This window comes from Craurococcus roseus (assembly GCF_039523795.1).
Taxonomy (GTDB): domain Bacteria; phylum Pseudomonadota; class Alphaproteobacteria; order Acetobacterales; family Acetobacteraceae; genus Craurococcus; species Craurococcus roseus.
Genome location: NZ_BAAAFZ010000093.1, coordinates 1 through 11893 on the forward strand (window position 1 = coordinate 1; position 11893 = coordinate 11893).

At 74.4% G+C, this 11893-nt stretch carries 10 protein-coding genes and 1 pseudogene; 6 read left to right on the forward strand and 5 right to left on the reverse strand.

Annotated features, from left to right (window positions below):
• From ABD067_RS23640 to ABD067_RS23650, 3 genes and pseudogenes are all read right to left on the reverse strand, one after another.
• Positions 1-1233, reverse strand: a pseudogene (locus tag ABD067_RS23640) (DUF3416 domain-containing protein); the annotation flags it as partial.
• A 419-nt stretch (positions 1234-1652) separates the two neighbouring features.
• The gene (locus ABD067_RS23645; RefSeq protein ID WP_343897876.1) at positions 1653-2012 is read right to left on the reverse strand and encodes a response regulator; all 360 of its coding nucleotides are present in this window, start codon (positions 2010-2012) and stop codon (positions 1653-1655) included.
• Between the two features lie 198 nt (positions 2013-2210).
• Positions 2211-4583, reverse strand: a complete 2373-nt coding sequence (locus tag ABD067_RS23650; RefSeq protein WP_343897877.1) for a xanthine dehydrogenase family protein molybdopterin-binding subunit — start codon at positions 4581-4583, stop codon at positions 2211-2213.
• Between the two features lie 203 nt (positions 4584-4786).
• Between ABD067_RS23650 and ABD067_RS23655 the strand changes: the two genes are divergently transcribed.
• From ABD067_RS23655 to ABD067_RS23675, 5 genes are all read left to right on the forward strand, one after another.
• Complete coding sequence (locus ABD067_RS23655; protein WP_343897878.1) at positions 4787-5113, forward strand: hypothetical protein; 327 nt, start codon at positions 4787-4789, stop codon at positions 5111-5113.
• A gap of 106 nt (positions 5114-5219) precedes the next feature.
• Positions 5220-5474, forward strand: a complete 255-nt coding sequence (locus ABD067_RS23660; protein WP_343897879.1) for a DUF2171 domain-containing protein — start codon at positions 5220-5222, stop codon at positions 5472-5474.
• A gap of 74 nt (positions 5475-5548) precedes the next feature.
• Positions 5549-6703: an acyl-CoA dehydrogenase family protein gene (locus tag ABD067_RS23665; RefSeq protein WP_343897881.1), complete on the forward strand. Its 1155-nt coding sequence runs from the start codon at positions 5549-5551 to the stop codon at positions 6701-6703.
• 140 nt (positions 6704-6843) lie between these two features.
• Positions 6844-7668: a PIG-L deacetylase family protein gene (locus ABD067_RS23670; RefSeq protein WP_343897882.1), complete on the forward strand. Its 825-nt coding sequence runs from the start codon at positions 6844-6846 to the stop codon at positions 7666-7668.
• The gene (locus ABD067_RS23675; RefSeq protein WP_343897883.1) at positions 7665-8306 is read left to right on the forward strand and encodes an SAM-dependent methyltransferase; all 642 of its coding nucleotides are present in this window, start codon (positions 7665-7667) and stop codon (positions 8304-8306) included. The genes ABD067_RS23670 and ABD067_RS23675 overlap by 4 nt, the downstream gene beginning before the upstream one ends.
• Here ABD067_RS23675 and ABD067_RS23680 read toward each other — a convergent pair.
• Together ABD067_RS23680 and ABD067_RS23685 are read right to left on the reverse strand one after the other, a co-directional pair.
• Positions 8218-9408 (reverse strand): glycosyltransferase, encoded by a 1191-nt coding sequence (locus ABD067_RS23680; protein WP_343897884.1) that lies wholly within the window; start codon positions 9406-9408, stop codon positions 8218-8220. The genes ABD067_RS23675 and ABD067_RS23680 overlap by 89 nt on opposite strands.
• A gap of 148 nt (positions 9409-9556) precedes the next feature.
• Positions 9557-10993: a hypothetical protein gene (locus tag ABD067_RS23685; protein ID WP_343897885.1), complete on the reverse strand. Its 1437-nt coding sequence runs from the start codon at positions 10991-10993 to the stop codon at positions 9557-9559.
• 190 nt (positions 10994-11183) lie between these two features.
• On the opposite strand from ABD067_RS23685, the gene ABD067_RS23690 reads away from it, so the two are divergent.
• Positions 11184-11893, forward strand: a 710-nt coding sequence (locus ABD067_RS23690) for an ATP phosphoribosyltransferase regulatory subunit (RefSeq protein WP_343897886.1), incomplete at its 3' end; no start/stop codon positions are given.

Here is an 11893-nt window from a genome sequence, read left to right on the forward strand (position 1 = left end):
CCGCGGCGCATCGGCCTCGAACAACCGCACCTCGCCGGGTTCGAGCCGCGCTTCGTTTCCGGGCGCCAGCGCCTCGCCCCCTTCCGGCAGCACCGGGCGGAACCGCGCGAAGCCCGCCGCGCCGGCCAGCAGGTTCTCCATGCGGACGGAGGCGGCGCGGCGCCCGTCGGGGTTGCCCAGCACGAGCACCGCGCCCTTTGCCTGCCGCGCATCGGCCGCGTCGGCGCGCAGCAAGGCCGTCACCGGCGCGCCGGGGCCGGACAGCGGCCGCAGCTCGACCGCCCGCGCCGGCTCGGCCGCCAGCCGCGCGTTCGCCGCCCGCACCTCCTCGGAAATGTCGAACACGGGGTTGGCGCGCAGGTGGTGCCAGTCATCCGGCCGGGCGCGCGCCGCGTCCAGCGGACGGTGCGCGCCGTGCTCGAAGCCCATCGGCACCAGCAGGCCCGCGCCGGTGCCCGCGGCGAAGCGCAGCCGCTGTCGGGCCGCCCGTCCGGCCGTCGCCGCGTCGTCCTCGCCGGACGCGAGGCGCGGGCCGAACGGGACCTCGACGGTGCCGATCGCCGGCGCCACCGCGGCCAAGCGGAACGCTTCCTCCGCGAACCAGCCCTCGCGGCCGTCCCACCAAGCGAGGCTGTTGAAGGTGGCGGCGAAGCCCGCCCCGGCCAGGGTTTCCAGGTCGCGCGCCGCGAGGCCCGCGGTCCACGCCATGAAGCGGCACCCCGGCAAAGCGCCGGTGAAGCGCTTCCACACCGCGGCCGGCACGCGCGCCGGCGCGTCGCAGCGGAAGCCGGCTACGCCCGCAGCCGCCCAAGCGCGCAGCCGCTCTTCCCACCAATCGGCCAGCGCGGTCCCGACGCGCTCATCGAACCACCGCGCCGGCCGGATGCCCTGCTCCGCCGGCGCCTGACGCGGGTCCGGCGGCGCGTCGGCCGGGGGCGCCGCGAACCAATCCGGGTGCTCCGCCACCAGCCGGCCGCCGCTCGCCGCGCGGTCGAGCACCAGGTCGAGGTGGAGCGCCAGGCCGGCGCGGCCCGCCTTCTCGGCAAGCGCCGCGAGCGCCGACGCCATGTCCCCCAGGGCTTCCAGCGCGGGGTGCGGCCGGTCGGGATCGCCGATCCGGAACAGGTGTCCGCCTTCCCCCGGAGTCCCGATCGGCGCCAGCAGCGCGCCGTCGAAGCCCAACCCCGCCGCGTGCGCGAACGCCGCGTCCCAAGCCGGCAGGGGGCCGACCATCGCGGGGTGCAGGTAGTAAAGCCGGGGGCAAGGCGGCGCCGGAGGCCCGCGCCGAGCCGGGGTCTCGACCCCCTTCGCGGCGGCCGCGCCCGCGGGCGCCGTGGCGCGCTTGGGCGGCGCCTCGGCCACCTTCGCGAGAGCCGGAGCGTCCATCGTCGCGGCGCGCGCGGCCGACCTCGGCTTCTTGCCGGGCTTCAAAACCATGAGATCCCCCGAGACCGTTACCCCGCGCGAGACGCGCGAAATAGCGTAAGGTGTGTATCCGCTCGCTTCACCTGTGCGCGAGACCGGCGTTGTTCACACGGGACCGCGCGCCGAGCGCTGCACCCAGCCGAACGCGGTCGGCCGGCGTGTCCCCGGCGCCCGACGCCGACGCGCGTCCCCGCGCCCTGGCCGGAGACGGCCGAACGCGGTCCGCGCTACCGGCAGATGCGCGCGAGCGTGTTCGTCAGTTCGTCCGGGTCGTAGGGCTTCGCCAGCACGGGCACGGACGCGTGCCCCGCCGGCAGCCCTTCCGCGCCGTAACCGGTCGCAACCACGAAGGGCACGCCGCGCCTGGCGAGCACGTCGGCCACCGGCGTCGATGTCTCGCCGGCGAGGTTGAGGTCCAGCACCGCCGCGTCCGGCGCCGACGTCTCCAGAAGCGCCACAGCCTCGGCGACCGTCGCCACGGGGCCGATCACCTCCGCGCCCGCGTCCAGCAACGCGTCCTCCACCAGCATGGCGACCAGCGCCTCGTCCTCGACGATCAGAATGCGGCGTCCCGCGAGTTTGGTCATCCTGGCATCCCCCTCACGCGGCCGTGCCACCGGCCGCCGCCGACCGCGGCGGCCTCCCGCGACATCCGCAAAAAAGCCTATGCTCACGACTTTGAGATCACCGATGCCGTTCGGACAAGGGCGTAGAGGGAAGATACCGCCGAACTCACTTTTTTGTCAGATCGATTCCCATCGCTTTGGACGAGCGGCCCATCCAGGTCACGCCGCGCTCGCGCCCTGCAACGCGCGCCAAACGCGCTCCGGCGTGGCCGGCATGTCGATGTGCGTCACGCCCCGCTCGGACAGCGCGTCCACGAGCGCGTTCATCACCGCCGGCAAGGACCCTGCGCACCCCGCTTCGCCGCAGCCTTTGACGCCGAGCAGGTTCGTTTCGCAAGGCGAGGGGCGCGACAGGAAGCCGATGTCCGGCAGGTCGCCCGCGCGCGGCAGGCAATAGTCCTGGTAGGAGCCGCTGAGCAACTGCCCCTCCTCGCTGTAGGCGACGCTCTCGTACAGCGCTTGCCCGATGCCCTGCGCGATGCCGCCGTGCGCCTGCCCCTCGACCAGCAAGGGGTTCACGATCGTCCCGAAGTCGTTCACCGACACGTAGCGCACCACCTCCACGTGCCCGGTCTCCGGCTCCACCTCCACCTCGCAGACGTGGCAGCCGTTCGGGTAGGCCATCGGCGCCTCCTCGAACACGTGCTTCACGTCGAGGCTCTCCGGCATGTCCGGCGGCGGGTCGTTCGCGGTGCGGACGCGCTCCGCCAATTCCATGATGCCGATGGCGCGGTCGGTGCCGGCGATGACGAAGCGGCCGTTTCCCTCGGCGCCGCGCTCGAACTCGATGTCGCCGGGCGACGCTTCCAGCGTGTGCGCCGCCGCGAGCCGCCCCTTCTCGATCACCTTGGCGGCGGCCTCCGCGATGGCGCTGCCCGACGCCATCAGCGACTTGGAGCCGCCCGTCCCGCCGCCCGCAACCAGCCGGTCGCTGTCGCCCTGCACCAGCCGGATGGCGCCGAACGGCACGCCGAGCTTCTCGTGCAACACCTGCGCGAAGGGCGTCCAGTGGCCCTGGCCGTAGTCGAGCGTGCCGGTGACGACGGTGACGGTGCCGTCGGCTTCGAAGCGGATCTCGCCCTGCTCCTTGGAGGGCGGCGCGGTGCATTCGAGGAAGTTGCCGAGGCCCCTGCCCCGCAGCCTGCCGCGCGCCGCGCTCTCCGCCTTGCGCGTCGGGAAGCCGTCCCAGTCCGCCGCGCGCAGCGCCTGCTCCAGCACCCCCCCGAAATCGCCGCTGTCGTATGTGCTGCCGGACGGCGCCTTGAAGGGCATCTGCTCCGGCTTGATGTGGTTGATCCGGCGCAGCTCGACCGGGTCGCGCCCGGTCTCGCGCGCCGCCTGCTCCAGGAGCCGCTCGAAGTAGTAGTTGCCCTCCGGCCGCCCGGCGCCGCGGTAGGCGGAGACCGGGGTGGTGTTCGTCACCATGCAGCGCGTGCTCACCTCGATCAGCGGCGTCGCGTAGTTGCTCTGGACGTTCTTGACGTAGTTGCCCGTGGCCATCAGCGGCCCGACGGCGGCGATGTAGGCGCCCAGGTTGGAGAAGGAGGTGAGCCGCACCGCCAGCGCCCGCCCTTCGGCGTCCAGCGCCAGCTCCGCCTCCACCTCGTGGTCGCGGCCGTGCTGGTCGGAGACGAAGGAGCCGGAGCGGTCGTCCGTCCACTTCACCGGCCGCCCCAGAACCTTCGCCGCGTGCAAGAGGCAGGTGTATTCGGGATAGGCGTGCGCCTTCATGCCGAAGGAGCCGCCGACGTTGCCGGTCAGCACCCGGAACTTCTCGGCCGGCACCTTCAGGATGTCCTTGGCCATCTGCCCGCGCAGGCCGAACACGCCCTGGCTGCCGACGTGCAGGGTCCAGCGGTCAGAGGCGGGGTCGTACTCGCCGATGGCGCTGCGCGGCTCCATGGCGCAGACCACCACGCGGTTGTTGCGGATGGACATGCGCGTGACGTGCGCCGCGCGCCCGAACGCTTCCTCCACCTTGGCGGCGTCGCCGTAGTGGAAGTCCAGCACCTCGTTGCCGGGGATGTCGTCGTAGAGCCGCGGCGCGTCGGGCGCGGCCGCCGCCGACGCCTCGGTGACGGCGGGGAGCGTGTCCACGTCGAGGAGCACCGCCTCGGCGCCGTCGCGCGCCGCCGCGCGGGTCTCGGCCACCACGAAGGCCACCGGGTCGCCCACGAACCGCACCCTGTCGATGGCGAGCGACGGCCGTTGGATGTTCCGGATCGGCGAACCGTCCCGGTTCTTCAGCGGCAGCACGCAGGACATGGTGCCGAAGCCGGCGGCCTGGAGGTCGGCGCCGGTCCACACGCCGAGCACGCCCGGCACCTCCAGCGCCGCCGAAGTGTCGATGCCGCGGATGGTCCCGTGCGCGTAGGGGCTGCGCACCACCACGCAGTAGAGCTGGCCCGGCAGGTCGATGTCGTCCGTGTAGCGGCCCCGGCCCTGCAACAGCGCCGGGTCTTCCTGCCGCGGCACGGGCTGGCCGATGCCGAACTTGAGCGTGGTCGGGTCCGTGATGGCGGTATCAGGCATGCGGTGGACGCCTCGTGCGTGTGTTCTACGCCCAAGGTAGGTGCCGCCTCCCGATCGCGCGACCCCTGGCGGTCGGAGTTCCCACGCCGGCTCCGCCGTTCTATCACCGTGACGAGCGGTCGGAGGGAAGGCGCAATGAGGGCGGCGGGGCAGGCCGGAACGATGCCGCCGGCAGGGGCGGCGGCCGGCTGCGGGCGATTTCCGTGAGCCTTTACTTCATCACCGCCGTCCTCCTCTCGGTCGCCGCGGTGATCGAAGCGCGCTGCGCCACCTCCGCCTTGCGGCCGGCGGCGGACGCGGCGGACCGGGGCTTCCGCATCCTGGGCCGCACCGCCTTCGCCTTCTGGCTGGTCCTGCTGGCCTGGGGCGCGTGGAAGCTGCACTGGACGCAGCCGCTCGCGGCCCTCGCCGGTTCGCTCGCGGCCAACGCCCTGGTGGTCGGCGCCGGCGCCCGCCCCTTCTGGCCGGGCATCTCGATGGGTCTTTCGCTCCTCGGCCTTTTGCTGACCGCACACCTCTTCGCCCGCTGAGCGCGGCCACCACATTCCCTCGTGCCCGCCCGCATCCTGCGGCCGTCGCGCCCGTTCTGTGGCCCGCGCGCGCGGGCCATCGGGGCACGCCGAAGGGAGACGAAGCATGAGCGACGACATCGCGTCCAAGATCGCCGAGCACATGGAAGTCATCGGCGATGACGGCGAGCACGTAGGCACCGTCGACAAGGTGGAAGGCAACCGGATCAAGCTGACCAAGAAGGACGACCCGACCGGCAGCGGCGAGCACCACTACCTCCCCCTCGGCGCGGTGGCGACGATCCAGGACGGCAAGGTCAAGCTGATGATGCCCGCCAGTGCCGCCAAGGGCGACTCCGCCGCCCGCGACCCCGGCGCCTGACCGCCGCCGCCACCGGCAACCTTGAAGCAGGCGCGGCGCTGTAGCCGCCGGAACCTTTCGCCGACGGAACCTGCATGCCCCCCGCCCTGCGCCGCCCCGCTCCTCCGGCGATGGAGGAAGCCCCCGCCCTCGATCGGCTGCGCTCCCTGCTTCCGGCCATCGCCGCCCGCGCTGCGGCGTTGGACGTGGACGGGGCGTTCCCGGGAGAGGACATCGCGGCCCTGGCGACCGAAGGGTTGCTCCGGACTCCCTTGCCGGAGGCCGAAGGCGGCCAAGGCTGGGGCACCGCACCGGCCGGCGCCGCGCCGCTTTGCGCGGCGCTGCGCCTCGTCGGCCGCGCCAGCCTGCCCCTCGGCCGCATCTTCGAGGGCCACGTCAACGCCGCGAAGCTGGTGCTCCGGCGCGGGAACGCCGCCCAGGCGGAAGCGGCGGCGCGCGACCTCCGCGCCGGGCGCCTGTTCGGCGTCTGGAACACCGACCCGCCCGGCGGCGGACCGCCCCTGACCTTGGAAAACGGCGTCCTCAAAGGCCGCAAGGTGCTCTGCTCCGGCGCCGGCTGGGTGGAGCGCGCCCTCGTCACCGCCCGCGACGCCGGGGCGCCCGCCGACGCCCCGACCCGCATGGCGCTGGTCCCCCTCGAACGGCATGCCCGCGCCGACCTGTCCGGCTGGACGGCCCAGGGGATGCGCGCCTCCGCCACCGGCGCCGTGGACTTCACCGGCCTCCGCGTCGGGCCAGGGGAGCTGGTCGGCCAACCCGGTGACTACCTCGCCCAGCCCGACTTCTCCGCCGGCGCGTGGCGCTTCGCCGCCGTCCACTGCGGCGGGGTCGAAGCCGTGCTCGGCGCGTTGCGCGACCACCTCCGCCGCACCGGCCGCGGCGCCGACCCGCACCAAGCCGCCCGGCTGGGCCAAGCCGCGATGGCGGCCGAGACCGCCCGCCTCTGGGTGGAGGCCGCCGCGGCCAAGGCCGAGGCTCCCGGCGCAGGCGTCGAGGCCGTCGCCCATGTCGGCCTGGCCCGGCTCGCGGTGGAACGCGCGGCGCTGGACGTGCTGGAACTCGCCCAGCGCTCCGTCGGCCTCCAAGCGTTCATGCGCCCGAGCCCCCTGGAGCGCCTGGTCCGCGACCTTGCCACCTACCTCCGCCAACCCGCCCCCGACCGCGTCCTTTCCGAGGCCGCCGCCTTCGTGCTGTCCGCGCCGCAGGAGCCCGGCGACCTCTGGGGTTGAGACGCCAACGTGGCCGAAACGCTGGCATTTAAGGAACAAAAACGGCACAGTCCCGCCGCTGGCAGCCGGCAGGCGGCCGGGGGCGCCGGGCGAGAGCCGGTAAGGAAGTAAGATGGTAAGGAAGTAAGGTGGCGAGCCGAGTGGAAGACGGGGAAGAAGGGCGGGCGCCGCCGTTCCTCGGCGCGGGCGAGGCCCTCCGCGCCGCGGAAGGCTGGCCCGCCGCAGCGTCCCTCGACGCCCTGGCATCCGGCCCCGGCGGCTTCCTCATTCTGTCCCCGCACCCGGACGACGAGAGCATCGGCTGCGGCGGCCTCATCGCCGAATGCGTCGCCCGCGGCCGCCCGGTCCGGGTGGTGGTTTTGTCCGATGGCGGCGCATCGCACCCCAACTCGCCCGGCTTCCCCCGGCCGCGCCTCGCGGCGCTGCGCGAAGAGGAGACGCGGGCCGCGGTGGCGGAACTGGGCCTCGACCCGTCGCGCGACCTCGACTTCCTCGGCCTGCCTGACGCCGCCCTGCCGTCGAACGGCCCCGTCTTCGACGCCGCCGTCAACCACCTCCTGCGCCTCGCCGAACGGGACGGCCACCCGGCCGCCGCCGTCTTCACCACCTGGGGCCACGACCCGCACACCGACCACAAGGCCGCCCGCGCCATCGGCGGCGCCCTGGCGCGTGCCCTGCCCTCGCGGCCGAAGCTTTACACCTATCCGGTCTGGGGCTGGGCCTTCGCCCACCCCATCCCCGGCTTCCCGACGCCCCCGGAGCCGCTTTTGTCCGAACCGCTCCGCGGCGTCCGCTTGGCCATGGACCGCCATTTGTCCGAAAAGCGCAAAGCGGTCGCGGCCCATCGCTCGCAAACCACCGGCCTGATCGCCGACGACCCCGGCGGTTTCCGCCTGCCGCCCGAAGCCCTCGCCCTCGCCTTCCGGCCGTTCGAGCTGTTCCTGGAGGAGAACCCCGCCGCATGACCGGCCAGCCGCAGCGCCCCGCGGCGTCCCTGCCCGCATCCTACTTCGACGCGATCTACGAGCGCGACCCCGACCCTTGGCGCTTCCAATGCAGCGCCTACGAGCGCGCCAAGTACGACGCCACCCTCGCCGCCCTCCCCCGGCAGCGCCACCGCCGGGCGCTGGAGGTCGGCTGCTCCATAGGCGTGCTGACGCGCGACTTGGCGCTGCGCTGCGACGCGCTGCTCGCGGTGGACGCGGCGGAGAAGGCGCTCGCCGCCGCGCGCGCCACCTGCGCCGACCGGCCGAACGCGGCCTTCGCCCGGCTGCGCGTGCCCGACGAGTGGCCGGAACACGACACCGGCGCCGCCTTCGACCTGATCCTGCTCTCGGAAGTGGTCTATTATCTCGACCGGGCGGACGTCGCGCGCCTCGCCGGCCGCGTGGAAGCGTCGCTGGCGCCCGACGGCGATTGCCTGCTGGTGCATTGGACGGGCGAAACCGACTACCCCTTGTCGGGCGACGAGGCGACTGAGGCGTTCATCGCCACCGCGTCCGGCTTCGCCGCCGTCACCCGGCAGGAACGGTCCGGGCGCTACCGCCTCGATCTGCTGCGGCGGGTGGGCGCGGCGGGCCGCGGCGCGGCGGCGCGACCTTAGAAGCCGCGGGAGCGGCGCCGATGGCGGCCAGGACCAGCTTGGCGATCCGGGCCTCGCGGGCCAGCGCCGGGGCGGGCACGACGCGGCGCGCCAGGGCGGGCGAGGCGCCCTCCAGGGCGTGCCACGCCTGCCAAAACCGCGGCTCCCGCGCCGCGCGCGCCACCGCCTCGGTCGGCAGGCGCAGGGCGAAGGACAGCCGGAGCACGTCGCCGGGCCGCCCGGCGCCGGATTGCGCGCGCCGGAACACCCGGCGGCAGCGGAAGCGCCAGAACGCGTCGGCCGCCGGCTCCAACCGGGTGTCGGTCGGCGCGGCGGCGTCGAGGTCGCGACGCAGCAGCGTGTCGGCCATGCCGCCCGGCGCGCGCCCGACCAGTCGGCAGGACACCGTGACCCGCGCCTCGGGGCAGTGGCGCACCCGCATCCCGGCCCGGCGCACCGCGTCGAACAAGGCCCGGTCCTCGCCGACGGGCACCGCGGGCAGCCCGCCGATGCGCCGGTAGGCGTCGAGCGTGAGCGCCATGGATGCGCCGGAGTGGATGCCGTGGCGGGGCCAAGGGTCGTGCGGATCGGGGTCGATGAGCCACGCCATCCTGTCCAGCAGGGCAGCGTACGCGGCTTCGCGCTCTTCGCGGGCACGCAACGCGGGCGGCAGCGCGGCCAGTTCCGCAGCGTCGAACCCGATGGCGCCGGCGACCGCGTCCGCGCCCGCCGCCAGCGCCGCGAGGTTGGCGGCGAGCCAATCCGGCGCCACCCGGCCGTCCGCGTCCGTGCTCAGGAGGGCCGCGCCCGGTCGGTCCTCCAGCAACGCCGCGGCCGCGTCCATGGCGCCGCGGCGCGCGCCGCCCGCGTGCGACCGCTCCGGCGGCAACGCCGCTTGAAGCACGGCGACCCGAACCGGCGACCCGGCCGCGAACTCGCGCGCGACCCGCGCCGTGGCGTCGGTGCAGTTGTTGGCGAAGACCAGCACGGCGAAGGCGGACGGCTCGATAGCCCACCCATGCCCGCCCAGTTGCCGCGCGAGCGCCTCCAGGCAGGATCGGAGGCTGTCCGCCTCGTCTCGCGCCGGCACCGCCACGGCGGCGAGCAAACGGCGCTCAAGCATGAAAGGTGATAATTCCGGAAAGCAGCATGGCCGGGCCCGCGAACGCCGTGACCGTGCGGCAAGTTCCGCGGTTGCATCGGCGGGCGTGGCGGCCGAGGCGCCGCCGGGTGGCGCTCCCCTGACGCGGGCCCCGAGGCGCCCGGAGCGTTCAGGCCCAGGCGGACGGCGGGTGGGCCGCGCGCAGCGCCAGCAGCCCCGCGAGCAACGGCGCCAACCACACCAGGCGCGCGCCGTACCGGTCATGCACCTCGCCGCCCAAGGCGATCAGCGCGGCGTTGCCGAGGTAGACGGCGAGGAACACCAGCGCCGGCCACCACAGCTCCGGCCGGCGCCTCACGGCGCCGAACACCAGGATGCCGGCGAGCGCGAGCAGCCCCGCCAGCGCAAGGGCCTCGGCGGCGTGGCGCGGCATCAGCGGTCGGAGGTCGTCGGTCGCCTGCCGGGTCGCGGCCGCCGCGTCCGTGACGCGCGCCAGCCCGATGTCGGGGAGGACGCCGCCCAGCATCCAGGGGCCTTCGTCGTCCATGCCGTCCCCGAGCTCGAAGCTGCCGAGTTGTTGCACGGTACGGCGGGCGCTCGCGGCGAGCCACTGCGGCCAGATCGACCGGATCAACACGGGGTTGATCTCCGCCGCCTCGCGCATGAAGCTTGGGGCGTCGCCCATCTCGGTCAAGGGCGACCAGCCGCGCCACAGGAACTCGTCCGCCGTGAGGTTGAAGCGGTCGAGGAAGCCGCACGCGGCCCAAGGCTTGCCGGCCTCGCACCCGGGGCGCAACGCCGTCGCGGCGTCGCCGTCCGCGGCCAGCCGGGCGAACAGGAACACGGAACCGCCGAGCGAAGCGCTGAAGCTGCGATAGGTGATGTAGTTGGCCGCGCCGAGCGCCCCCCACCCGAGCGCTGCCGCGACGAGCGTCAAGGCCGCCGTGCGGCGGACGCGCCGCACCACGGTCGGCCCGCTCCGGGCCAGCCACGCGACGGCCCAGGCGCCGAGCGCGAACAGGCCCAGGCCCGCGAGCAGAGGCGGGTGCGTCAGATGGACGGTGGCGCAGCCGACGAGCAGGGCGAACAGCAACACCCGCTCCACGCGCCCGAGGGCGTCGTGGTGCTCGACGAGGAGGAGCAACGAAAGCAGCATCAGCCCGGAGAAGAGATCCGGTTGCACCCAGGCCGCGAGCCAGGGCGCGTGGCTGAGCAGCACCACCGCGAGCAGGGCGAGCGCGACCGGCGCGTGCCAAGCCTGCGGCCAACGCGCGCTGTCCAACGCGACCGCGCGGGCCACCAGCCAAGCGGTCAGCGCGGCTTGCGCGGCCACGGTCAGCCAGAGCGACCAGACGCCGCCGGTGGCACCGACGAACGCGCCGTACCCGAAAGCGCGGATGAACTGCGGGCGGAACACGTCGGCGGCGACGACGTAGCCTTCCGTGTCGGGGAACACGACCGGGAAGCCGTTGATGGCCGCCGGCGCGAGGCACGCCAAGAACACCGCCGCCGCCAGCAGGAGCTGCCCCTGCGGGGAAAGGCCCCGCCCCCCTGCCGCCAACGGCCGCGGGCGGCCGAAACCGCCAACCGTTTCGGAATTGCTCAAACACCTGCTCCCGGGAAGTGGATGACCTGGCATCTTGTTGCGGCGCAACAACTCACGGGAGCTAATCGCCCTCGCCCACTTCGGTTCCCCGCCGGACCATGATGGTTCGGATACGCCCGGTGGTGCCGCACGGCCTTGCGGCCCCTTCCCGCGGCTGCCACACAGCCGTCGCGGCGGAACCGCGAGCGACATGACGGACGACCAGCCCACATCCCCAGCCTTGCTGCCATCCGGGCTGGCGGACCTCCTGCCGCCGGACGCGGAGCGCGAGGCCCTGCTCGTCGAGGCGATCATGGCGGCCTTCGCGGCGCACGGGTACGAGCGGGTGAAGCCGCCGCTGCTGGAGTTCGAGGAAACGCTGCTCGCCGGCTCCGGCGTAGCAGTCGCGGAACAGACCTTCCGGCTGATGGACCCGGTGAGCCAGCGCATGATGGGCCTCCGCGCGGACACCACGCCGCAGGTGGCGCGCATCGCCGGCACCCGCTTGGCCGGCGACGCCCGGCCGCTCCGTCTCTGCTACGCCGGGCAGGTGCTGCGGGTGCGCGGCACCCAGCTCGCGCCCGAGCGGCAGGTGTCGCAGGCCGGGGTCGAGCTGATCGGCACGGACGCGCCGGCGGCGGACGCCGAGGTGGCCGTGGTCGCCACCGAGGCGCTGGCGGCGGTCGGCCTGGCGCCCGCGACGCTGGACGTGACCCTCCCCACCATGACGCCCGCGCTGCTGGACGCGGCCAGCGGGGTGCCGCCGGCGCTCGCCGGGCGCTTGGCGCGCGCGCTGGACCGCAAGGACGCCGCGGCGGTGGACGATCTCTCGGCCGAGGCCGGCGCGGCGGCCGCGCCGCTGCCGGCGCTGCTCCGTTCGGCGGGGCCGGCCGACGGCGCGCTGGCGGCCTTGGCGGCGGC

Bases quoted from the DNA above. Each gene is read 5' to 3' on its own strand.
- ABD067_RS23645 (WP_343897876.1), bottom strand. From the start codon at position 2,012: ATGACCAAACTCGCGGGACGCCGCATTCTGATCGTCGAGGACGAGGCG.
- ABD067_RS23650 (WP_343897877.1), bottom strand. From the start codon at position 4,583: ATGCCTGATACCGCCATCACGGACCCGACCACGCTCAAGTTCGGCATC.
- ABD067_RS23660 (WP_343897879.1), top strand. From the start codon at position 5,220: ATGAGCGACGACATCGCGTCCAAGATCGCCGAGCACATGGAAGTCATC.
- ABD067_RS23665 (WP_343897881.1), top strand. From the start codon at position 5,549: ATGCCCCCCGCCCTGCGCCGCCCCGCTCCTCCGGCGATGGAGGAAGCC.
- ABD067_RS23675 (WP_343897883.1), top strand. From the start codon at position 7,665: ATGACCGGCCAGCCGCAGCGCCCCGCGGCGTCCCTGCCCGCATCCTAC.
- ABD067_RS23680 (WP_343897884.1), bottom strand. From the start codon at position 9,408: ATGCTTGAGCGCCGTTTGCTCGCCGCCGTGGCGGTGCCGGCGCGAGAC.